We start from the raw sequence: 21,730 nt of genomic DNA on the forward strand, positions 1-21,730 counted from the left end.
ATGACTGATTGAATCAAAGCAGACAAATTATTATTAATTTGTACATTTTGACACAATAGATCACTACTGTTATTTTAAGATATGTTATTTGAATGATGTGATCATTGATGGAATTGAAAAAACAAAACTTACCCACGCTTTGGTTGCTTGGTAAAACTGGTGCGGGCAAATCAAGCCTTATCCAGTTTTTAACCCAAGGCAGCGACTCATCTCCCCTTGAAATTGGCAACGGCTTTATGCCTTGTACCAAAACGGCGCAGGCGTATGACTTTCCCCAAGACATGCCTTTATTCCGATTTTTAGATACGCGCGGTTTAGGGGAAGCTGATTATGATCCAACAGAAGATATCGCGGCCTGCCAAGGGCAAAGTCACGCCTTGATAGTCTTGGCGAAAGCCGATGAAATGGATCAAAGCCCAGTGATTGCCGCGCTGAAAAAAATTAAAAAATCAAAACAAATCAAACAAGTTTTTGTTGTCCATACTGGGCTTTTGATGCAATCAGAAGATGCTGGCAAGCGCGGCGCTAATTATCATCAAGAAGCGTTTGAAAAAGCTTGGGGCGACTCGCTTGAATCCGTCGAGTTAGACTTTTTATTACCCGCACCGGATGGTTATCAAACCGATCAACTAATTGATAAATTAATGGCATTTTTACCAATTGTTGGCATGGCGCTGCAAGAAAATGAAGATAGCACCCAAGAAGAAGCAAGCTTTTCTAAACATGAAAAAGAGATCCTTTGGTATGCCGGCAGCGCCAGTGCTAGCGATTTAGTGCCTGCGGTCGGTCTGGTCAGCGTGCCTGCGATTCAAGGCAAGATGCTACATAGCCTTGCCAATTATTATGGGATTGAATGGGATAAAAAAGCTTTCTCAAAATTTGCCGCGACTTTGGGCACAAGCTTTGGGCTGCAATATGGGGTAAAACTTGGCATGCGCCAACTGGTGAAGTTTATTCCAGTGTATGGACAAAGTATTGGCGCTGTGACCGCCGCAGTCATGAGTTTTGCCACCACTTATGGCTTGGGGCGTGCGGGCTGTTATTACTTTTATCAGTTACAAAAAGGTGACCCTGTCACACAAGAAGATCTAGAGCAAATATATCAAGAGGCCTTCCAGCGAGCGAAAAAACTTAAAGATGCGCAACAAAAAAATCTGAATAACGCCAACAAAGAGTAAAAAAAGAAGCATAAAAAATGCAGCCGAGAATTCAGGCTGCATTTTAAATTTATGATTTTGGTAGATATGGCTTATAACAAAGCTTTGCCCTTAGCAATTTGCTCGCTCGTTTTAAGTTCACGGTTTTCTAATAATGCTTTGATCTGCGAGTTATTTTCAACATTTACTGGCTTGTTTTGCGCTTTTGCATAGGCTGACAAAGCCAAATAACTCACGAGTTGACCATTGGTTTTAATATAATCTAAATCAAGCGCATGTTGAATTTGCGTTTGAACAAAGGCTTCACGCTCGGCTTGCGTCATGCTTAGCATTGCATCGGGCGCTTCCAGATAGACACTGCCGGAATAAAAGGCATTTTTATAGCGTAAATCCTCCGCATAAACATCTTTTTTATATTTCACGCGGGCAAGGTTTTGCAAGAAGACTGCATCCGACTCTTGTTTTTGCGCTTCTGTCAGCGCATCTTCTAAATGCTTTTCATCTAGCTTAATCGCATCTTTATCTAACACTTCAATCTCTGAATCAAGGTTAAAAATGCGCACCCATGCCAGTGCTTCAATAGGCTTATTCATTGCCTTTTCATAGGTTTCAGCAACCTTTGCTTGCGAGAGCGGATCGCCATGAATGGCTGCACGTTCAAGCCATAAGAACGCGCGTTTGGCTTGTGGCTTCACATCTAAATCTTTGGCATTGGGATCGCCTGCATAGGCTAAGTGGAGTTGATATTCAGCGCAGCTTTGGTTCTTTGTTGCTGCAAAGGCGGTATAGCGAAACATCGCTTGCTGTTTTTGCTCTTGGGTTAAATTTGTTGAGTTTTCAGCAATGTTACTTAAATAACAAAAGGATTGAGGAAACTCAGGCGCAGCCATTGCTAGGCAGGTTTGTGCATCACTTAATTTACGCTGACGATAAAAACGATAGCCCATGCCATAAAGTAAATCACCATCAAGGTTTGGTTTACAGTATTGATTGGCACTCACTTTTGGTAGTACATCACTTTGTTTGAAATTTGGTAAAGTTGCGTTTAAATGTGAGATATCATTGGGATCGCTAGCGCAAGCTGCAAGGGTTAAGCTAAAGCCTGCAAGGATCAGTGTTTTCAGAGAGTTAACAGGGGTTAATGTTTTAAGGGCGTTAAATGAAACCGACATATCGAGTAAAAATCCATATATTTTCGAAACTTGCCATAATATACATGAATTTTTAAAGATCCCCAAACTGCTAAAATCAGCAAAAGAGAGTCACATCATCAAATTGTCAATAATTAAGCATAGAGGACAATATTCACTGGAAATATGAGATATATATCGCTATTGTGTTGGCAGTTCATCTAAAAAGGATATGGTTATTATGCAAAATGTACAACTTGCACCACAAGGTCCTCACTTCTCAAAATTAATCCAAGGTTACTGGCGCTTAGGGGATTGGGACATGAACCCAGCCCAGCGTCTAGACTTTTTAAAGCAGCATTTAGATCTTGGGATCACCACAGTTGATCACGCAGATATATATGGTAATTATGAATGTGAAGCGCTATTTGGTCAGGCTTTGGCGCTTGAGCCAAGTATCCGCGAGAACATTCAGATTGTGACCAAGTGTGATATTAACCTTGCGACGGATAAATTCCCAAGCCGTCAAATCAACTACTATGATACCAGCAAAGCCTACATCACAGCGCAAGTGGAGCAATCCTTAAAGAACTTACATACTGATGTGATTGATGTGCTGCTGATTCATCGCCCTGATGTGCTGATGGATGCAGATGAAGTTGCTGAAGCATTTTTAAGCTTAGAAGCAGCAGGCAAAGTGAAGTACTTTGGTGTGTCAAACTTTACGCCACGTCAATTTGAATTATTACAATCACGTCTAGACAAACCACTTGTGACCAATCAAGTTGAAATTAACCCACTTAATTTTGAAGTGGCACATGATGGCACGCTAGATTTAATGCAGCAATTACGCGTCAAACCTATGGCTTGGTCTTGCCTTGCTGGTGGTGACATTTTCAGTGGCAGTAGCGAGCAGGCCAAACGCGTACGCGCTGAGCTTGAAAAAATTGCAGCAGAGGTGGGCGCTACCGGGATTGATCAAGTGATCTATGCTTGGGTGATGACATTGCCTTGTGGCGCATTGCCAATTATTGGCTCAGGTAATATTGAGCGTGTGCGTAGCGCTGTGGATGCACTGGATATTTCACTGACGCGTGAGCAGTGGTATCGCGTGTGGCAAGCATCAAAAGGTCACGCTGTGCCATAGTCGTAAATAAATCGACGTAACACAACAAAAAGTCCTAGCCTTTATAAGAAGTGAAATGACTTTCAATATCTGGCTAGGGCTTTTGTTTGTGATTTACTTAGAGATTAAGACTCAGTCTCATCAGTCTCTGGTGGGATTTCAGGTGCGATATCTTGTCCACCAAGTGATTGATATAAAACCGCTTGATTGGAGAGTTGGTTAAACTTATTCAGCAATAAGGCATCGCGCGAACTGCGGCGGCTTTGCTGCGCAGTCAAGAGATCCGTCAAATCTACCGCGCCATTATCAAAGCGGCTTTGGTAAATATGCTCTTCTTCTAACGCATTGTTATATTGCTGGGTTAAATGCTCTGCTTGTTCAAAGTAGTTTTGACGATCGGATAGGGCATTGTCGACATCTTCAAACGCGCTATATAAGGTTTTACGATAGTTGACGACCGCAGTTTGATAATCTACATCTGAAATTTTCTTATCAATTTGCATCCGGTTCCATTGTAAGAAAGGCAAGAATAACTGAGCGCCTAAACTGCCAAGTGGATCGCGGAGTAAATCTTCCAAATCATCTGACGAATCGCCAATCGAACCGGTTAAAGTCAAGCTGGGTAGATAGGCGGCATATGTGGCATCTTTACTTGCGAGCGCAGATTTGAGCTCATAAAGTGACGCTTTGACATCTGGGCGGCGGATCAACACATCAGATGGCACGCCAGCTGCAACTTGCGGCAAAGGCAAACTGACAATGCTTTTATTTTCATCAATATTCGCCATAGTTTGTGGCGCTTGGTTAAATAAAATAGCTAAGGCATTTTGCGCTTGGTTTAAATCATTTTGTACATTTGAGCGATTCGACTGACTTGTGGCAAGATTTTTCTGCGCTTGCACAACCTCAAGGCGTGAGACACTGCCCGCATTATAGCGCGCATTGACTAAATCAAGCGTGGTTTGCGAGTCTTGAACGTCTTGCTTGGCAAGTTTTAAGCTTTCATTTAAATATAGAATTTGCCAATACAAGGTTGCCGTGGTTGCCACTAAACTTTGCGCTGTGGCTTCACGATCTTGCATGCTAGCAATTGCAGACCACTTTGCAGCGTCGACATCTGCGCCAATTTTGCCCCATAAATCAACTTCATAACTCACCGATGCTTGCGCACTAAAGTTTGTGTCAGAGTCCCCTTGATCCAGCACTTGGCTGACTTCGCCAGAACCACTTGCGGAGACTTGTGGGTACCAGTCATCGCGCGCAAGGCCTGTTTCTAGCTGTGCGCGGCGTACAGTCAAGGTCGCCAAGGTTAAATCATTGTTGGTAGCAAGCGCTTGACTGACCAATTGATTGAGGACAGGATCGTTAAACTTTTTCCACCAAGGGTCGATATGCACATCTTGGGTAACGCTCACCGTTTGCCATGCGTCCGGCACATTGACTAAAGGCGCTTCAAAGTCACTGCGCACCAAGGCGCTACAGCCGCTTAAAAGGGCAAGTGATAATATTAGGGCTAAATTTGTTTTTTTCATCGTAAACTCTTTAAATTCTAATCTCTTGCCAGTGCGTCAATTGGATCAAGCTTGGCCGCATTTTTGGCTGGTAGGTAGCCAAATAACACCCCGATCAAGGTCGAACAAACAAAGGCTGCGATAATCGAAGTACTTGAATACACCATCTGGAAACTCGCGCCAGAACTTGCAAATGCCACGCCAATTAAATAAGCAAGCGCAATCCCTGCAAGGCCGCCACATAAACAAACTAAAATCGCTTCAATCAAGAACTGGCGCAAAATATCACTTTGTCTTGCGCCAACCGCCATGCGCACACCAATTTCTTTGGTTCGCTCGGTGACTGAAACCAGCATGATATTCATCACCCCAATGCCGCCCACAATCAAAGAAATTACCGCAATCGCAGAGATCAAAAGTGTCATGGTTTGGGTGGTTTTTTCAATACTTTCGCGAATTGTATCTGTATTAATGGTAAAGAAATCTTGCGTCCCGTGACGCATTTTTAACAGTTCAATAATGCCTTGTTCTGCCGCATCCGATGGCACATCATCAGAAATTCGCACCGTAATACTTTTTAAGTAGTTTTGACCTAGCATACGGCCTGAAACCGTGGTGTAAGGCAGCCACACTGTGAGTGAGTCGCTGTTGCCAAAGGCACTTTCTTTTGGCTTGGTGACACCAATAATGCGCACAGGTAAGGAGCCTAAGAAAATAACTTTGCCTAGTGGATTTTCGTTTTCAAACAGCTCATTTTTGGTGTTGTCATCAATCACAGCATCTTGGCTTAAAGTTTTCACACTGTCTTGGTCGAAGAATTGCCCTTGCGCGATTTCATAGTCGTAAACATTGAAATAATCACTCGCGACACCAGATATACTCGCTGTTACGGCTTGGTTGCCATATTTTACCGTCGTATTGGTATCGACTTTTGGGCTCACATTATCAATATAAGAAATAGTTTTGAGCGCATCGGCATCACTTGAAACTAAGGTTCGAATTCGGCCTGATTTCCTATCCCCAAAGCCAGTACCGGGACGTATATCTATGGTATTAGTCCCCATAGAGGAGATATTGGCTAAGATTTGTTCTTGTGAACCTTTGCCTAGCGCCACCACTGAGACGACAGATGCAATCCCTATGATGATCCCCAGCATGGTTAAAAAGGTGCGCAGTTTATGGCTCGACATTGCCAAAAGCGCCATCTTAAAGGCCTCAACATAGTTGGTCCAAGAGAGCCAATCACGACGTACTTTGGTTGATTTATCTTGTGTTTCGAGCGATTGCTGATCCTTAACTTCACCTTCAACGTCTTTGTTTTGATAATCTTTGATGACCACACCATCTTTAATTTCGATGATGCGATCGGCAAAGTTAGCAACGTGTTTATCATGGGTCACGAGAATGATCGTATGCCCAAGGTGATGTAACTCCTGAAGCAGCGCCATCATCTCTTCGCCGCTTTTACTATCAAGCGCGCCTGTTGGCTCATCGGCTAAGATCACATCGCCGCCATTCATTAAGGCGCGCGCGACACTGACGCGTTGCTGCTGACCGCCTGACAATTGGCTTGGCTTATGATCAAGGCGCTCGCCAAGCCCAAGGCGTGAGAGTAAGTCTTGCGAACGTTGGCTGCGCTTGGTTTTGTTTTCGCCGGCGTAAATTGCAGGCACTTCAACGTTTTCCATTGCATTAAGATCGCCCAGCAGATGATAGCGTTGGAAAATAAAGCCGAAATATTCACGACGTAGGGCTGCGAGTTCATCAGCAGCCATGGTCGAGGTGTCTTGCCCATGGATGAAGTATTGGCCCTTAGAAGGCTTATCTAAGCAGCCAAGAATATTCATCAAGGTTGATTTACCTGAGCCCGAGGTGCCGACAATGGCCACCATCTCACCGCGTTCAATTTTTAAGTTGACGTCTTTTAATACCGTGAGTTCTTGATCACCAGCTGCAAAGCTACGGTAAACATTTTGCACTTCAAGTAAAGGATGTGTCATAAGGTATTCCTTGATTTTCGCGAACTTAGAAAGGTCGTGGGCCGCGGCGGCGATTATTTGTGGTATTGCCCGCATCACTGGCACCAACTATCACAAGATCGCCTTCTTCAAGACCTGACAACACTTCAACTTGAAGTTTATTATTGATACCGGTTTTGATCTCTTTCATCACGCGCTTGCCATCTTCAAGCACTGGCACCATAGTTTTTAGGCCGCGCTTGCGAATAATTTGGGCTGGGATCAAAAGGGCATTTTCTGATTTCTCGAGCACGATAGAAACTTGCGCCGTCATCCCGATACGTAAAATATTATCTGGGTTAGCGATATCAAATAAACCATTGAAATAAATCGCATCTGAGTCCGAAACCGTTAAATTGCTATCATCCCCAGTCATAATTGTTGGGCCAGGCTCAATGGCTCTTAAGGTGGCATTAAACTGGTGATCTGGCTTGCCTAAGATGCTAAAGAAAACGCTTTGATCTGGTTTAACATTAACCACATCGGCTTCTGAAATTTGCGCCTCGACTGTCATGGTATCAAGCTGCGCTAGTTCGACAATGGTAGGTGTGGTTTGATTGGCGTTGACGGTTTGGCCTGCTTCAACTGCTGTATACACAACGGTGCCATCAATCGGCGCACGGATAGTTGTGTAGCCTAAGTCGATTTTTGCCGTATCAAGGGTGATTTCAGCTTGCTCCTTTTGTGCTTGAAGCTGTTTTAATGCGGCTTTATCCACTGCCAAGTCGGCTTCAGCGATATCGAGTTCAGCTTTCGAGGTGGCTTTATCTTTATACATGCGAACTTGACGTGTATATTCAAGAGAAGCTTGTTTGATTTCAGCTTGCTTAGCCGCAATTTGTGCATTGATACTGGCCAGTGATGCTTCAGATTCTTTCAAGGTGTTACGCTGTGATAAATCATCAATTTGTGCAATCAAATCGCCTTTTTTAACTTCTTGGCCAAGATTTACGGCAAGGTTGGTGATTTGGCCTGAAACTTGAGCACCGACATTAACCAGTTTCGAGGCTTGCAACATTCCTGTGGCCAGTACGGTATTTTCTATATTGCCGCGTCGAACAGGCTCAGTGGCAAAGTTTGGTTGTTGTGAGCCTTGCGGAAAAAAATGCTGATAAAGAGCAAAGCCAGCGGCGCCCAACAGTGCAATAATAATGAGAGGTTTTAAAAGTTTTTGCATGTTAAATCCATGTATTGGAAAGACAAAATAGAAAACAATGTACAAATTATACGGGAAACAGATGTAAATTAGCCCACTTGAAGTGTAAAGAATACGTAAAGGCATAATTTTTACATATTTCAGCGCCTTATTTTATAAAATATGTGATTAGCACATATAAAACACACATTTGAATGTAAAGAAGACTATGAATATCTTAATTTTAGGCGCAACAGGTTTGGTTGGAGAAGCTTTAGTTAAAGCATTTGCGGCAACTAAAGCACATCAAGTGATAGCGATTTCACGCCGTGACTTTGATTTTGGCTTAGCTAATGTTCAAACTCAAGTGGTTGATTTTGAAAATCTTGAATCCGAAATAACTAGCATTTGTGAGCGTCATCAAATAGATGTCTTATGTTCAGCTTTGGGCACCACGAAACAAGATGCAGGAAGCATAGCAAAGCAGCGTCTTGTAGATTATAGCTATCAATTCGACGTGGCAAAAATCTGCTCCGAGCAGGGGGTGAAGCATTTTGTGTTAGTTTCTTCGATTGGAAGTGATCCAAAAAATAAGGCGCCATATTTACAAATGAAAGGCGAGTTAGAAGCTGATGTGGAAGCACTTTGTTTTGAGAAAATAGATATTTTTCAGCCTTCGTTATTGCTTGGTGAGCGGGATAGGTTAAGAGTTATGGAAAGCCTTGGCGCTAAGATCATGCCATGGATTGCCAAGATCCCTGGGATGTATCATTACCATCCGATTCATGCGGGCGATCTTGCCAAGGCTATTTGTCGCTGTGTTTTGGATGATTCGCAGCAAGCACTAGAACGACAAAGCAAGCTCAAACGCTATAAATATCCACAAATCGAATCTTTTGTGCTTAAAAGTTGAAATTAGCTAGCATAAATGGATGAAAGTATTTGCATTATTGAAAGAAAATATATTAACTTGCTCACATTTGTAATGTGGCACCAGTCAAGTCATAAATGAAGTGAAAACTATGGTTAAATATCGTCAGATTTATCAGGAAATAAAACGTCGCATTAAAGATCAGGAATACCCTGTGGGCGAAAAGTTACCAGAAGGACATCGTCTGGCACAAGAATTTGCGTGCAGTGAACTGACGATTAAAAAAGCATTGGATATTTTAGTCTCGGATGGGCTTGTTGTACGTAAGCGTGGATCTGGCTCTTACGTTAAAATGCGTGAGCCAATGAATGATTTTGCATCCGATAGCACCCACTTAATGGGAAGCTATGCACATTATGCCAAAGATGGGCAGGAAGTGACCGCCAAGGTACTTCAATTTAATGCGATTCAAGCTGGTGATGAACTAGCTGCCAAAATGCAGTGCGATCCCAATGAGCTTGTCTATCAAATTGAACGTGTGCGCTTGCTTGATGGTGTGCCGCAACATATTGAATATACATTTTTATCCACTCGGCTTATCCCAAATTTAAACCTCGAGCATCTGCATGAGTCCATCTATAAATATATTACGCAAGATCTAAAGCATAATATTCATAGTGCGAATCTGCGCATCTTCACGCAAGATCCAAATGAAATCGAGGCCAAAGAGCTTAATCGCGAGCCAAGAGATAAGCTGATTTGTATTGAGCAGGTTGCCTTTCTCGATAATGGTCAACTGTTCGAATACTCAATCGCCAAACACACTTGCGAAAGTTTTGAGTTTAAAACGACTTTCGTCAAATCAAACGCTTAGAAAACTAAACACCAACAAGGATAGACCATGTCATCTGCATTTTATACTCAGCTTCAAGACGCAATTGAAGATGTTAAAAACCAAGGCCTTTATAAGTCAGAGCGCATTATTACTTCTGCGCAAGAAGCCGAAGTCGCGATTTCAAGCGGTGAATCGGTTTTGAACTTTTGTGCAAACAACTACTTAGGTTTGGCTAATCACCCAGATTTGATTCAAGCTGCAAAAGTTGGTCTCGATGAACATGGCTTTGGAATGGCATCGGTACGCTTTATCTGCGGCACGCAAGATATCCATAAAACCCTTGAAGCCAAGCTGTCTGCATTTTTAGGTAAAGAAGATACGATTTTATACACTTCTTGCTTTGATGCGAATACAGGTTTATTTGAAACCATTTTGGACGCTGAAGATGCCATCATCTCTGATGCGCTGAACCATGCATCGATCATTGATGGCGTGCGTTTATGTAAAGCAAAGCGTTTTCGTTATGCCAACAATGATATGCAAGAGCTTGAAGCGCAACTGATTGCCGCAAATGAAGCGGGCGCACGTCATAAGCTTATCGTGACAGATGGTGTGTTCTCGATGGATGGCGTCGTCGCAAACTTGCCTGCAATTTGTGATTTAGCTGATAAATATGACGCACTTGTGATGGTGGATGACTCGCACGCGGTTGGCTTTATGGGCGCGAAAGGTCGCGGCACTCATGAATATCATGATGTGATTGATCGCATTGATATTATTACTGGTACGCTAGGCAAAGCAATGGGCGGCGCATCGGGCGGTTATACGTCTGGTAAAAAAGAAGTGATTGATTGGCTGCGTCAGCGCTCACGTCCATATTTGTTCTCTAACTCAGTTGCACCTGCAATTGTTAATGCGTCGATTCAAGTGCTCGATTTACTTGAGCAAAGTGATGATTTGCGCGCTAAACTTTGGGAGAATGCAAGTCACTTCAGAACTCGTATGAGCGAAGCCGGCTTTACGCTTGCTGGCGCAGATCACGCGATTATCCCAATCATGCTTGGAGATGCAAAAGTGGCAGCAGAATTTGCGGAGCGCGCACTTGAAAAAGGCATTTATGTGGTTGGTTTCTCTTTCCCTGTCGTGCCAAAAGGCCAAGCGCGCATTCGTACCCAAATGTCAGCAGCGCATAGTACAGATCAACTTGATAAAGCTATCGACGTCTTTATTGAAGTGGGCAAAGATATGGGCATTGTAGGTTAATTGGTCGGAATAAAGAAATGAAAATCAAAGCATTATCTAAGCTTAAAGCAGAAAAAGGCATCTGGATGACAGAGGTTGATAAGCCGCAAATGGGGCATAACGATCTCTTAATCAAAATCAAGAAAACTGCAATTTGTGGCACAGATGTACACATTTACAACTGGGATGAATGGTCACAAAAAACCATCCCTGTGCCTATGGTTGTGGGACATGAATACGTCGGCGAAGTCGTTGATATGGGCCAAGAAGTGCGCGGCTTTAATGTCGGTGATCGCGTTTCTGGCGAAGGGCATATCACTTGTGGGCATTGCCGTAACTGCCGTGGTGGTCGCACCCACTTATGTCGTAATACAACGGGCGTTGGCGTCAACCGCACAGGCGCATTTTCTGAATATTTGGTGATCCCTGCGTTTAACGCATTTAAGATCCCAGATGAAATTTCAGATGATTTAGCTTCTATTTTTGACCCATTTGGCAACGCCGTGCACACTGCGCTGTCTTTTGATTTAGTCGGTGAAGATGTTTTGATCACAGGCGCAGGTCCAATTGGGATCATGGCTGCAGCGGTTGCAAAACATGTTGGTGCGCGTCATGTGGTGATCACTGATGTGAACGAATACCGCCTTGATTTAGCGAAGAAAATGGGTGTGACGCGCGCTGTCAATGTGGCCAAAGAAAGTCTCACGGATGTCATGAAAGAACTCAAAATGACCGAAGGCTTTGATGTTGGCCTTGAAATGAGTGGCGTACCTAGTGCATTTAATGCGCTATTGGAGACCATGAATCACGGCGGCCGTGTTGCATTACTTGGCATTCCACCATCGGATATGGCGGTGGATTGGAACAAGGTGATTTTCAAAGGCTTGGTCATCAAGGGTATCTATGGTCGCGAGATGTTTGAAACTTGGTATAAGATGGCAAGCCTGATTCAGTCTGGCCTAGATCTCACTCCAATTATCACTCATCACTTCGATATTGATGACTTCCAAAAAGGCTTTGACACCATGTGTAGCGGGGCTTCTGGGAAAGTTATCTTAAATTGGGATTAACCTTTCGTTTATATTAAAGGGTTTTATGCCTGCTTTGTTTATACTGTCTAAATAAACAGTAAAGTGGAAAATAAAGCCCTATGTAGCCCTAAAAAAAGCCCTAATTTAGCCCTAATTTACTAAGCCTCGTTTTTGCTTAGATTTTATGGGCTTTTTTCAACTCCTCCCACGCTCTATTTGACTCTTTCTTATTCGCTTCAGTTAGCCATTTCCCATATACCTTTGCGATCATTGTTATATTCGCATGGCCCATTTGCTGAGCTAGATAACTCACATTGACATTTGCATGCGTGATCATCCAACTGGCATAAGTATGCCTTAGTTGGTATTGGTTTCTATGCTCCACACCGGCAGCTTTACAGTGGAATCTCCAAGTTCGCCCAAGTGCATGCTTACAATAATAATCAAAGTCACTTCCTTTCTGTCGACGAACAGCTTTAGGGTTAAACACAAACCTAATTGTATCTTTCCGTAAGGTTTTATCGGGAAGCTCGACATCGTAAACTTTCACTGGGTAAAGGTAAGTCAAAGCCATTTGTGACTTTAAGGCTTCAAAGGCAGGAGGCATTAAATCAATAATCCTTTCTTTATCGGTTTTAGTTGTTTTCAGACCTCGTTTATCATAAGTTGATCGTCTAACTGTGATTGTTTTATTGTCGAAATCCACATCTTCCCAAGCAAGCGCACATAACTCACCCGATCTAAGCCCCGTGTAAGCAAAAAGAGTATATATGTTCTTATGTTGCTGGTGATTAAAGGTGTTTATTACTTGGTTAAACTCAGTAATAGAGAGGGGACGAATATCTGATTCATATTCTTTAACTCTAAGCAAATGTTGTGAGTAGTTTTTATCAACATATTCCATCCTATGAAGCCATGCCAAAAATGATTTAATTGTGACAAGGTAACGATTAACCGTTCTTGCTGAACGACCTACAACAAAATCATTTCTAAACTGCTCTAAAGATCTAGGTGAAATAGTGTTGCAGTGCCGTTTGCTTCCGTAAATTGAAATAAATGTACGTAAGACTGTCGAATACTTTCTAAAAGTTGAAGATCGAATATTATGCTGCTTGTGCTCTAAATACTTTTCAGCAAGTTCGCCTAGTTCTTTAGTCCTAGGCTTACCAGTGGCATGCTTTGAATCAGGGAAGTGATAGGCGTAATTAAATGTACCTATTTTTATCTCGTATAGTATCGATTCACGCTTTTGTTTAGCAAATGTTATATTCTGCTTGGTAGGCGGAAGGCCAAGTGTTTCTCGGTATCGCTTCCCGTCGTAATAAAAAACTATTCTTAAAGAGGCGCCGTTTAATTCGACGCCGGTTGGCAATTTTATTGCTTTCTTCTGTACCATCTATCCCATTCCTCGGTGTCGGTCATCCATTCACCTTTATCTTTTATAAATATCCCAGGTGGGTAATAGCCTTCATAAATGCGATTACGAATAGTCTTAGCACTTATCCCCACTTTATTAGCATGCTCCTTTAATGAGATCACGGAAGCACTAGGCATAACTCCTCCTTATATGTTTATTCGTTGCGAATGTCATCTGCCAATATAAAAAGCAACTGGCAGTTGACAGGGTTTAATCTTGATAAAAGAATGACTTCGGCACGTAAGAAGTGGTTTGCGTGCCGATCTTGAAAGGGTTAAAAACTAGGATTGTCTGGGGTTTTGAGTTGCTGTTTTGTGGTTCGCCGTCCGAATCAAGAAATGCCAGGCGACCACTTATTGAACCTTGGATTTTCGTGCCATCGCTAACAATATTGCGTATCTCGCTGACGCTTTTTAATGCCTCCATGAACCACGTCACGCTGTGATCATAGTTAAGCAGCATTACTACGCCTAAGCCATTGACTTGAGCTTCTACCGATCTTTTTACCCAAGGTAATGGATGAGAATAGGGTGGATTACACCAGACGTATTTAGCACTTGGATGTATCGCTTTAACGTATGAGGCCCAGTCAAATGAAAGGGCATCATCATCTACGGTAAAGTAGGTATCAAACAAGTGGTTTTCGTGTGAGGCTGCCATGTCAGCAGCAAATTCAAACTCTTTATTTAAAGCGCTTACGACTTCAGGCGGCGATCGCCATAGGTCGCCAATCTTTTCTTTTTTATCCATTTTGATATTCCTAAATTTAGGCATTAAAAAAGCCCATCGAATGATGAGCTTTGGTTTAAATAATATGACCGACTCTTGATGTCCGGTGATACGGGTCCATAAAAGGAATATCATCATCAAAGTTCATTGGCGGTTCATTATATTGCTGCTTAGCATATTGTGAACTCGGTGCGTAATCTTGGTTTGCTTGATTGTTTGGCTGCGGTTGTTGGTAGCTTTGCTGCTGACCTTGGTTATTTGCTTGACTGTTGCTTGATGAGAAATCAATATCACGCACAATAACGGTAGGTGATGACTTTTTAGTGCCATCTTGAGCGGTCCACTTCTCAAGAACAAATTCACCCGCCACCGTGACTTTAGTTCCTTTCTTTAAATATTGTGTTAGCTTCTCAGCTGCACCACCAAACAGTTTGCAGTTTACCCAACTGATTTTTTCATTATCTCCAAACCCTTGCTTGATGGGAATAGGGAAGCTCGCAATATTTTTACCGTTTGGCGTGACGCGCAATTCACAATCACGACCTAAATTTCCTGAAGCGGTAAATATGTTAATTGCCATCGGTTGGCTCCTTGTGTTTTTGGATTAGATCGTAAATTGAAATATCACAGGCTGAACCATCGAAACCATGTTCGTCGTAGTATTCATGAAGCATTACATAGACACCCTTTAGATCTTTAATAAACTCGGCCTTCTCAGCTTTTAGTTGGGCACTTTCTTGAGGGAAAGTTTTAACTGGATCTGTGAGATAAACACCTTTTTCTACTGCATCAAAATAGCCAGTGCAATTAAGAGAATCACATAACATATCTTGTAATCTTCTTTGTTCACATTTTAATTGCTCAGCTTGTAATGATAATTCTTCGTTGGTTGAATTACTTACCTTTAACGCATTACGTAATTCTAGGTTTTCATGCTTCAGGTCGTCGTAACTAGGTATTCTATTCATAAATATTCCCTATGATTCGTAATCTAGCAGCAGTGAACGGCACTAGTGATTGTTCGCACTGATTTGAGTCTTCATCTTTCAACCGAAAAGCCCCATCTTCAAATATGACCTCACGACCATCGACACTCTTATTTGCTAAGATGTCACCCTCATAGATGTCTGTACCGTTGATATCTGTGAGGCCAGACCATTGCTGGATATCCAAAATATGCCACTGAATCTGTGCTGTGATTTCAGTGAGTGACTTCAAATCAAAATATTGAAATCGCTTTACGGTGTGGTTCCATGCTCTGAATTTAAGTTCTTTCAATGCTCGCATGCTCAAAATCCTTACACTTAACAACGATAGTGTCATCCTTGTCTTTTCTCATTGGCTGCATGAGCTTAAATCGCTCATGGTCAGGGCAGTTGTTGCTGTGACTTTTCTTACATGCACAACACATTGAGCCGCTAGGGCGGTGGGTTATTTTCAAGTTCATATATACCTCTAAACAGCAAAAGGCGGTTTCTCATGATTTTGTCGCCACACGCAGTTGGATTTATGTTTTATGCCGCGACCGTTTCTAATAGAGTTCCAGCACTTAATCACTGAGTTAACTTTTTGCTTTTTATTTAACTTTCTAGATTTAGCAATGCACTCAATCAATATATTTCGAATATGAGTTTCAGTATCGTTTTCACCTAAGCCAACGCCTTTGAATACTTTTTTGATAAAGTCCTCAGCTTCCTCTCTATTTATTTCAAAAAGAATAGTAATTAAGAACACAATTTCAGCCGCAGGAAGCAATAATCCTCGATTACAAAAATTATCATTGAAATACTTAATTGCTTCATTAATTTTGTCAGTATTTTCATTGTAAAAATTAATAACTTCAGGGTTTGTAGTTCGATATCCTCCTCCAACGGCATAAGATGCATTTTTCTTGTACGGTATGTAAGCTTGAATTGCTCCGTTGATGATGTGGCAGTCGCGCTGGTTTACGTTAGCCTCGATTGATAAGGCATCGCCTCCAGTGCGAGATTTTCCGATATCAATCGTAGCTTTAACTTTTTCGTCAATATTACGGATCACCACACTTTCAATTGAAACACCTGTTCTTAGGATAGCTAGTAATCGGTGCTGACCATCTAGCAAAACGCCAGTGTCTGAAAATCGAATAGGATCCCCGTTAAACATCCAATTACCATTAATCATGTCATTAGAATACTGTGATACACGGTTAGCATTTATTTTACGATTTAGTGTATTGAATCTTTCCAACCAATCGCCGGCAATTTCAGGCGTAATTAATTCAATGGACACAATTATCCCTTTCTCTTTAAATTTATAGTTTTCCATATCAACTCCGAGCTAAATAAACCAAATAAAACGCCCCACATAATAGGGCGTAGAGAATTAATGAATTAAGCATTGATGCTCATGGCCTCTTGAACTTGCTCTTGACTTGGGGCTTTCCAGTTCACGATGCGACCAGTTGCTAGCTCAATATCAAGAATTAGATAATCACCGTAATGGTCTCCGGGAAAGAAGTCTGGAACGTATTCTTCCATTAACTTGACAAGAGAATTACCCTGTGCATCTATGAAGTTATAGATACCAATATCTCTAGCTTTGACTTGAACACATACAATTACTGGCTCACTTGGTAAGGCTTCAAACTTATCAGCAAGTGGTGACTCTTTGATAATTTCAGCAGGTGAGCGATTTACTGGCTCTGGATGTTTGACTTCTGCCGCCTGAGCTTTGGCGCGTTCTTCTTGGCGAATGCGCTCACGTTCAGCTTCTGCTTTGGCTAGTGCCTCGCGCTCTGCCTTTGCTGTTGCTTCAGCTTCCATGCGCTTACGTTCTTCTTCTAAACGCTTAGATTCTGCTTCTTTGTGATCGGCTATGCGTGACTTAACTAAATTTTGGAAGTCACCATGATCCTTGTAAGCAATTTGCTGCCAATCTTTAAATAAGAAAATGTAATCATGAATAGAGCCTAACTCTAAGAATGACTTATTTTTACGAACATTTGCTGCGAGTGAATTTATATCTACTTTCAACTGACTGGCTGCGGTTTGCGCTGCATCTTTGATGGATTCAAGGGTGCGCTTATTTTTGATAGATTCATCAATCGAGTTCGTATCAAAAGGTAAAGCAATTGCCAATTCAGCGTTCAATTCATTCATCATGTTTTGAACGTCTTGCTTCGCTTCAAGTGTGATTTGACGCTTGATTTCTTCTTTACGCGCTTTGACTTGCTTGTTTGTCTCAAGTCTTGCTTGGCGCAATTGCTCACCAATGTATGCTAAGTCCTTAGTGAATTTATCAATGCTTTCGACTTCGCTTAACACCGCAGTGCTAACCTCTTTGATCTTGTCTTCAGCTTTTTTAAACTCTTTTACTCGAACTTCTGCATCGGCAAAGTCTTGATCGGTTTCAAGGGGCTTTTTCGATTCGCTCACCATAATGTCTGCTTGCTCTTTGAATACATCAAGGTTTGATGTAATAGCTAGGCCATTCATTGAGTAAGCAATCTCAGGAAGCGTGGCGACTTCATTTGCCACAACTTTTTCAACTTTTGCGGTCAGCTCGTGCACTTCTAAGTCTTTCGCAAACTGTTTCCAACCTGCGATCAGTTGCTGGCGTCGCTCAGGTACCGACTTGTAAATCATTGATACTCGGTTTTCTTCGGTACCATCTGAGCAGATAAACAATGTTTCACTAGAGTCGCTCACAAGCATTTGGTGCTCAAGTTGCCAGTAGTAAAAAGGTTCTAGAACTTGGTTTGATACGTTTTCAGCTAGTGTTTTATTCCACAACTTGTGCTCGAATACTAGTTCATGTGGCTCGCCATTTCGCAAGCCATCAAATGAAGCAAGAAGCGGTAAGCCGTTAACACCTAAAACACCAACCATGGGCGGAAATTCATCTAAGGTTTCGATTTCAAGAATTTCACGAGCTGCGTCTTCGGCAGCATGGCCCTTATCAAATAGCTTCTGTTTTTGTTCGCTGATAACTTCTTGCACAGCACCTTTTTTCAGGTCTAGCAATTGGCTACGGCTCATGTATTTTGATTCGCCCATCATTGCTGGTGCTTCACTTGCAGTGAAGTGATTCAAGCGTGTGTCTAGCCACTCTTGTGTGCCTTGCTTTAGTTCTAAGATTTTCATTTTTTCGACTCCGCATCGATTAACTGTTGTTGCTCATCTTCTGTTAGAGAAATGTTTTTCATAGCTAAGTTAGAAATAACGTGTTCAGCAGTTTTACTGCCACTTGAAACTAAGGCTATCCATTTAGGCATCATTTTAGAGTTGTCGGTTATGGCAACTCGTTGCGGCGTAATATCTTTTTCATTAGGAACGAAATCTTTCCCTTCCATTTCTTCTGCTGTTGGCGCTTGACCAATATCAGGCCAAGCCTTGCGAAGAGCTTGAGCTTCTGCACACTTAGCTAGCTGTGCGAAAGGTCGTTTTTTCCACATGGCATTTGGTGCTTTCGAATCACGACCTGCTGTAGCATAGTTTTCTACCCAGTACTCTTTAGCAGAAAACGCAACAATATTATTTCCAACTAATTTATAAACGGTGTATTTACACCATTCTGGATAGTTAACTTCAACGCCGTCTAATGTATTGGTAATTGTGGGTCCAAATTGTGGCTCATCTGCCCCTGCATAAGTCTGAGAGCGGTCAGCTTGAATGCGATAAAGACCGATGCCAGGCATTACTACATCACGAAAGTTATATTTACCGGTTGCTGCATCCTTTACGCTCATAGGTACTAGATGAACCGGTTTAAGAAGAATATCTAATCCCCGTGATACACAGTAATCAACGGCCATGATAATTGATTCATCACGTGCACCTGGAAAAACTGAGTTGGTTAATGCGCCCCAAGTCGCTTCATCGATATTTCTGCTTTGCGCTATACTTGGTAAGTTCATCTCATCGCTCCCAATGTTCGTTTAAAAGTGACTGAATACAAAAAAGCGAAGAGCTTTTAAGAACTGAAACCAGGCACTTACCACTGATAAACACATCAATGTAAGCGGGGTTACATACGTTTAGCTTTGTGATCATGCGATACCTCGCGCTTTAAGTTGTGCTTCAAGATCCGCATCGCGCCATGCTTCAATCCAGTCGATGTAAGCTTCTTCTTGAATTCGTCGTGTTTCACCGGCAATCTTTTCAAGTGTTTCTTGGATCATTTCAATCTTGTCGAAAATCGCGGCGGCAAGGTGTGGGTTTTCTCTGGCTTGCTTGGTGTCTATACTGTGAATATAAACGAACAAGTGACGAGGGCTATCTCCATTGAAATTGTCGATTTCTAGGTCTTGCGTATCATCCAAGAAATCAATCAAGGGTGCGTCTTCTGCTTTAAAAACGTCTTTGGATAGCTGCTTAATGCGAGAATCAAGCTCTCCGGCTTCAAGTTGTTCTTCGAGCGATGGCTCGTTAAACAATGGAATAAATTTTGGTTTCATGATAATTTCTCCTTTGCCTTATTCAGTTGACTTGGCGGTTAGTGAATAGGGCGGTTGGGGCCTCCAGTCTTTTTGATTGGAGGCCTTTTAAATAAGTAATAAAAACTGACTTATCACTTTTCTGATTTGAATCGAGCCCAATCAATTTCTTTGATTTGTTCGATAACTCCATCTTTTGCTTGTACGTTATCAACTGCTCGTTGAAAGTTTGAGTCTGTAATCCCTGCCATAGCTGCGCATGCAGAGAAATTAATCCCATCAACAAAGTAATATTTCAGGGCTTCTTTTTGCGCTTCACTGCGAATACTTGTTAGTGAAACCACTAATTCAAGTCGTTCTTTTGTTTCCATGCCTTGTAGCATTTATTCCTCCAAATAACCCAAAACACCCTCGTAAAGATGCTTTGAAATTGGCACTCATTGAATGCCAAGTGCGTGTCTACACTCACGGACGGTTACTAACCTCAATGGCAATGTATGTCTCTTGACTGCCAAACGTGAGTCACGCGTTCGATTCGGATTGTTAAAGAGCGGTGTTTCGTGTTGATGGATTCAATATACACAAAATGTGTTTAATATGTCAAACACAAAATGTGTTTTATTTAATTTGGATTTAGATTTGTGTGTACAACGCCTAAGATTAAAAGGGGTGGAGAATCGAATTTTAGAGGAAGCCAAAACTTAGGCGAAAAAAAACCGCCACAAGGACGGTTTTTTTAATTTGAAGTAGGTATTTATTTCCCTGGCACCATAGCATAGATGATGAATAAACAGATAATTACGAAGATAATGCGTCCTTTTGGCAAGTCTACTTTGCCGCCGTTATGCTTAAATGCCTTACGCTCTTTACGTGGCATTGTCTAAATTCTTTATCTGAAATAATGGTGCCAGTTTGTTTTTTGGTGGTACACCGCCACACTTAGGGCTGCATTGAGCTGTATCACTTAATTTTACAGCACATTCAAAACACTAATACTATGATATTTCCTTACTATTCTGATTCTACATATTGATCTGCGGTATTCAATAAAACATCCGCATGGTTGTATATTTCATCGAGTGAATCAATCGGGTACTTAACTTCCTTGCGGGATTCATCTAATACGGAAATGTATTTTTGCTTTGTATTGAAACGCAGACGACATAAAGGCTTACGATTGTTGTCATCTAATAAGATACCAAAGTAGCTTTGTGTGTCCCTAGCTGCAATGCGTGAAACGTCAAACTTAGCTCGAAGGATAGCTTTAACAATATTATATCCCTCAAGCTCTTCTTCTGTCGTGACAATTAAGCTATCTGATTCGTTTGATTCAACTTCTGATTGGCTATCTGCGCTTAGTTCATTTGTTTTTGCTTGATCGGAGCTTCCTAGGGCAGATTGTAGACGAGCATTAATACTGTCATTTAGGAACTGTTTAAGTGCTTTTTGAGTCAGCTCCATAAATTGACTTTTTACTTTAGGTGTTTGAATGCCATCGTAAACTTTGGATGTGAAGAATTTCACAAACTCTTCATCCGGATCTTTAAATTGAATAGCTAGTTCTTTCTTTATTTCATTTAGGTATTTTAGTTCACCAGCAGAACTAACCACAGAGTCGACATCAAAAGAAGTCTTTGTAAGTTTTTTGATTTCAGGAACTAGATGGTCATCTATTTGGGATAAGTCTAAGGTAAGAAATGGCTTCTCATCCATTTTGTTTGGAGCATCAAGATCAGTAAAAAATTGATATTCCACACCATTTGTTAATATGGCTATACGCGCATTGGTAACAGAAAAATAACGATATAATTGATTCGCGTGGTTCGCTGAAAGCTTCTCACCAAACTTTTTACACTCCATAAGGATTTGAATTTGAGAGTCCTTAACTAAAGCGTAGTCAACTTTTTCGCCTTTCTTGGTGCCTGTATCTGCAGTATATTCTGGAATCACTTCATTTGGATTAAAAACATCATACCCTAGCACAGAATGCAAAAAAGGCATGATCAATGCATTTTTTGTTGCTTCTTCGGTAGTTAGGGTTCCAGATACTTGCTCAATTTTGTTAGCTAAAGCCTGCAATCGTTCTATAAAGTCCATCATATCTCCTACTAG

At 41.7% G+C, this 21,730-nt stretch carries 23 protein-coding genes; 6 read left to right on the forward strand and 17 right to left on the reverse strand.

Going from position 1 to position 21,730, the window contains the following annotated elements; translation table 11 throughout:
• Positions 1-107 precede the first annotated feature (107 nt).
• The gene (locus AC2VOY_RS14785; RefSeq protein ID WP_491833335.1) at positions 108-1,178 is read left to right on the forward strand and encodes a YcjF family protein; all 1,071 of its coding nucleotides are present in this window, start codon (positions 108-110) and stop codon (positions 1,176-1,178) included.
• A 71-nt stretch (positions 1,179-1,249) separates the two neighbouring features.
• Here the strand turns inward: AC2VOY_RS14785 and AC2VOY_RS14790 are convergent, their stop codons facing one another.
• The gene (locus AC2VOY_RS14790) at positions 1,250-2,329 is read right to left on the reverse strand and encodes a hypothetical protein (RefSeq protein ID WP_491833336.1); all 1,080 of its coding nucleotides are present in this window, start codon (positions 2,327-2,329) and stop codon (positions 1,250-1,252) included.
• 190 nt (positions 2,330-2,519) lie between these two features.
• On the opposite strand from AC2VOY_RS14790, the gene AC2VOY_RS14795 reads away from it, so the two are divergent.
• Positions 2,520-3,434, forward strand: a complete 915-nt coding sequence (locus tag AC2VOY_RS14795) for an aldo/keto reductase (protein ID WP_491833337.1) — start codon at positions 2,520-2,522, stop codon at positions 3,432-3,434.
• A 104-nt stretch (positions 3,435-3,538) separates the two neighbouring features.
• Here the strand turns inward: AC2VOY_RS14795 and AC2VOY_RS14800 are convergent, their stop codons facing one another.
• Genes AC2VOY_RS14800 through AC2VOY_RS14810 form a run of 3 tightly spaced genes read right to left on the reverse strand, consistent with a single transcriptional unit; the run spans position 3,539 to position 8,119 of the window.
• On the reverse strand, positions 3,539-4,945 hold the full coding sequence (locus AC2VOY_RS14800; RefSeq protein ID WP_491833338.1) for a TolC family protein: 1,407 nt from the start codon (positions 4,943-4,945) through the stop codon (positions 3,539-3,541).
• A 17-nt stretch (positions 4,946-4,962) separates the two neighbouring features.
• The gene (locus AC2VOY_RS14805; RefSeq protein WP_491833339.1) at positions 4,963-6,924 is read right to left on the reverse strand and encodes a MacB family efflux pump subunit; all 1,962 of its coding nucleotides are present in this window, start codon (positions 6,922-6,924) and stop codon (positions 4,963-4,965) included.
• Positions 6,925-6,949: 25 nt separating this feature from the next.
• Entirely contained in the window at positions 6,950-8,119 is a 1,170-nt protein-coding gene (locus AC2VOY_RS14810) for an efflux RND transporter periplasmic adaptor subunit (RefSeq protein WP_491833340.1), read from the reverse strand.
• Between the two features lie 187 nt (positions 8,120-8,306).
• Here AC2VOY_RS14810 and AC2VOY_RS14815 point away from each other — a divergent pair, with 187 nt between their 5' ends.
• The 4 genes from AC2VOY_RS14815 (at position 8,307) to tdh (ending at position 12,095) form a co-directional block, all read left to right on the forward strand.
• Positions 8,307-8,990, forward strand: coding sequence for an NAD(P)H-binding protein (locus AC2VOY_RS14815; RefSeq protein ID WP_491833341.1), 684 nt, complete (start codon positions 8,307-8,309; stop codon positions 8,988-8,990).
• Positions 8,991-9,099: 109 nt separating this feature from the next.
• Positions 9,100-9,822 carry a GntR family transcriptional regulator gene (locus AC2VOY_RS14820; protein WP_491833342.1) on the forward strand — a complete coding sequence of 241 codons (723 nt, stop codon included), beginning with the start codon at positions 9,100-9,102 and terminating at the stop codon, positions 9,820-9,822.
• A gap of 27 nt (positions 9,823-9,849) precedes the next feature.
• Complete coding sequence (locus AC2VOY_RS14825) at positions 9,850-11,046, forward strand: glycine C-acetyltransferase (RefSeq protein WP_491833343.1); 1,197 nt, start codon at positions 9,850-9,852, stop codon at positions 11,044-11,046.
• A 17-nt stretch (positions 11,047-11,063) separates the two neighbouring features.
• The gene (gene tdh, locus AC2VOY_RS14830; protein ID WP_491833344.1) at positions 11,064-12,095 is read left to right on the forward strand and encodes an L-threonine 3-dehydrogenase; all 1,032 of its coding nucleotides are present in this window, start codon (positions 11,064-11,066) and stop codon (positions 12,093-12,095) included.
• 136 nt (positions 12,096-12,231) lie between these two features.
• Here tdh and AC2VOY_RS14835 read toward each other — a convergent pair whose 3' ends face one another.
• The 13 genes from AC2VOY_RS14835 to AC2VOY_RS14895 form a co-directional block, all read right to left on the reverse strand.
• The gene (locus AC2VOY_RS14835; RefSeq protein WP_491833345.1) at positions 12,232-13,452 is read right to left on the reverse strand and encodes an Arm DNA-binding domain-containing protein; all 1,221 of its coding nucleotides are present in this window, start codon (positions 13,450-13,452) and stop codon (positions 12,232-12,234) included.
• Positions 13,431-13,610 (reverse strand): hypothetical protein, encoded by a 180-nt coding sequence (locus AC2VOY_RS14840; protein WP_491833346.1) that lies wholly within the window; start codon positions 13,608-13,610, stop codon positions 13,431-13,433. Before AC2VOY_RS14840 ends, AC2VOY_RS14835 begins: the two co-directional genes overlap by 22 nt.
• A 73-nt stretch (positions 13,611-13,683) precedes the next feature.
• A complete protein-coding gene (locus AC2VOY_RS14845) occupies positions 13,684-14,223 on the reverse strand; it encodes a DNA N-6-adenine-methyltransferase (RefSeq protein WP_491833347.1) in 540 nt (179 codons plus the stop codon).
• Between the two features lie 55 nt (positions 14,224-14,278).
• Positions 14,279-14,782: a single-stranded DNA-binding protein gene (locus AC2VOY_RS14850; protein ID WP_491833348.1), complete on the reverse strand. Its 504-nt coding sequence runs from the start codon at positions 14,780-14,782 to the stop codon at positions 14,279-14,281.
• Positions 14,772-15,170 (reverse strand): hypothetical protein, encoded by a 399-nt coding sequence (locus tag AC2VOY_RS14855; protein ID WP_491833349.1) that lies wholly within the window; start codon positions 15,168-15,170, stop codon positions 14,772-14,774. Before AC2VOY_RS14855 ends, AC2VOY_RS14850 begins: the two co-directional genes overlap by 11 nt.
• Complete coding sequence (locus AC2VOY_RS14860) at positions 15,163-15,489, reverse strand: YopX family protein (RefSeq protein WP_491833350.1); 327 nt, start codon at positions 15,487-15,489, stop codon at positions 15,163-15,165. Before AC2VOY_RS14860 ends, AC2VOY_RS14855 begins: the two co-directional genes overlap by 8 nt.
• A gap of 168 nt (positions 15,490-15,657) precedes the next feature.
• Positions 15,658-16,509: a hypothetical protein gene (locus AC2VOY_RS14865; RefSeq protein WP_491833351.1), complete on the reverse strand. Its 852-nt coding sequence runs from the start codon at positions 16,507-16,509 to the stop codon at positions 15,658-15,660.
• 65 nt (positions 16,510-16,574) lie between these two features.
• Complete coding sequence (locus AC2VOY_RS14870; protein ID WP_491833352.1) at positions 16,575-18,326, reverse strand: YqaJ viral recombinase family protein; 1,752 nt, start codon at positions 18,324-18,326, stop codon at positions 16,575-16,577.
• Positions 18,323-19,099, reverse strand: a complete 777-nt coding sequence (gene bet, locus AC2VOY_RS14875; protein ID WP_491833353.1) for a phage recombination protein Bet — start codon at positions 19,097-19,099, stop codon at positions 18,323-18,325. The genes AC2VOY_RS14870 and bet overlap by 4 nt, the downstream gene beginning before the upstream one ends.
• A 132-nt stretch (positions 19,100-19,231) precedes the next feature.
• Positions 19,232-19,639 (reverse strand): hypothetical protein, encoded by a 408-nt coding sequence (locus tag AC2VOY_RS14880; protein WP_491833354.1) that lies wholly within the window; start codon positions 19,637-19,639, stop codon positions 19,232-19,234.
• Positions 19,640-19,752: 113 nt separating this feature from the next.
• Entirely contained in the window at positions 19,753-20,001 is a 249-nt protein-coding gene (locus AC2VOY_RS14885) for a hypothetical protein (RefSeq protein WP_491833355.1), read from the reverse strand.
• A gap of 371 nt (positions 20,002-20,372) precedes the next feature.
• Entirely contained in the window at positions 20,373-20,495 is a 123-nt protein-coding gene (locus AC2VOY_RS14890; protein WP_491833356.1) for a hypothetical protein, read from the reverse strand.
• 134 nt (positions 20,496-20,629) lie between these two features.
• Positions 20,630-21,715: a type I restriction endonuclease gene (locus AC2VOY_RS14895; protein WP_491833357.1), complete on the reverse strand. Its 1,086-nt coding sequence runs from the start codon at positions 21,713-21,715 to the stop codon at positions 20,630-20,632.
• Between the last annotated feature and the right edge of the window lie 15 nt (positions 21,716-21,730).

It is taken from the genome of Vibrio sp. KMM 9700 (genome assembly GCF_058545285.1).

Coding starts and splice junctions, on each gene's coding strand:
- AC2VOY_RS14825 (WP_491833343.1), top strand. CDS start 9,850: ATGTCATCTGCATTTTATACTCAGCTTCAAGACGCAATTGAAGATGTT.
- AC2VOY_RS14845 (WP_491833347.1), bottom strand. CDS start 14,223: ATGGATAAAAAAGAAAAGATTGGCGACCTATGGCGATCGCCGCCTGAA.
- AC2VOY_RS14885 (WP_491833355.1), bottom strand. CDS start 20,001: ATGCTACAAGGCATGGAAACAAAAGAACGACTTGAATTAGTGGTTTCA.
- AC2VOY_RS14815 (WP_491833341.1), top strand. CDS start 8,307: ATGAATATCTTAATTTTAGGCGCAACAGGTTTGGTTGGAGAAGCTTTA.
- AC2VOY_RS14790 (WP_491833336.1), bottom strand. CDS start 2,329: ATGTCGGTTTCATTTAACGCCCTTAAAACATTAACCCCTGTTAACTCT.
- AC2VOY_RS14890 (WP_491833356.1), bottom strand. CDS start 20,495: ATGCCACGTAAAGAGCGTAAGGCATTTAAGCATAACGGCGGCAAAGTA.
- AC2VOY_RS14795 (WP_491833337.1), top strand. CDS start 2,520: ATGGTTATTATGCAAAATGTACAACTTGCACCACAAGGTCCTCACTTC.
- bet (WP_491833353.1), bottom strand. CDS start 19,099: ATGAACTTACCAAGTATAGCGCAAAGCAGAAATATCGATGAAGCGACT.
- AC2VOY_RS14850 (WP_491833348.1), bottom strand. CDS start 14,782: ATGGCAATTAACATATTTACCGCTTCAGGAAATTTAGGTCGTGATTGT.
- AC2VOY_RS14840 (WP_491833346.1), bottom strand. CDS start 13,610: ATGCCTAGTGCTTCCGTGATCTCATTAAAGGAGCATGCTAATAAAGTG.
- AC2VOY_RS14800 (WP_491833338.1), bottom strand. CDS start 4,945: ATGAAAAAAACAAATTTAGCCCTAATATTATCACTTGCCCTTTTAAGC.
- AC2VOY_RS14820 (WP_491833342.1), top strand. CDS start 9,100: ATGGTTAAATATCGTCAGATTTATCAGGAAATAAAACGTCGCATTAAA.
- AC2VOY_RS14835 (WP_491833345.1), bottom strand. CDS start 13,452: ATGGTACAGAAGAAAGCAATAAAATTGCCAACCGGCGTCGAATTAAAC.
- AC2VOY_RS14805 (WP_491833339.1), bottom strand. CDS start 6,924: ATGACACATCCTTTACTTGAAGTGCAAAATGTTTACCGTAGCTTTGCA.
- AC2VOY_RS14870 (WP_491833352.1), bottom strand. CDS start 18,326: ATGAAAATCTTAGAACTAAAGCAAGGCACACAAGAGTGGCTAGACACA.
- tdh (WP_491833344.1), top strand. CDS start 11,064: ATGAAAATCAAAGCATTATCTAAGCTTAAAGCAGAAAAAGGCATCTGG.
- AC2VOY_RS14785 (WP_491833335.1), top strand. CDS start 108: ATGGAATTGAAAAAACAAAACTTACCCACGCTTTGGTTGCTTGGTAAA.
- AC2VOY_RS14860 (WP_491833350.1), bottom strand. CDS start 15,489: ATGCGAGCATTGAAAGAACTTAAATTCAGAGCATGGAACCACACCGTA.
- AC2VOY_RS14855 (WP_491833349.1), bottom strand. CDS start 15,170: ATGAATAGAATACCTAGTTACGACGACCTGAAGCATGAAAACCTAGAA.
- AC2VOY_RS14880 (WP_491833354.1), bottom strand. CDS start 19,639: ATGAAACCAAAATTTATTCCATTGTTTAACGAGCCATCGCTCGAAGAA.
- AC2VOY_RS14895 (WP_491833357.1), bottom strand. CDS start 21,715: ATGGACTTTATAGAACGATTGCAGGCTTTAGCTAACAAAATTGAGCAA.
- AC2VOY_RS14810 (WP_491833340.1), bottom strand. CDS start 8,119: ATGCAAAAACTTTTAAAACCTCTCATTATTATTGCACTGTTGGGCGCC.
- AC2VOY_RS14865 (WP_491833351.1), bottom strand. CDS start 16,509: ATGGAAAACTATAAATTTAAAGAGAAAGGGATAATTGTGTCCATTGAA.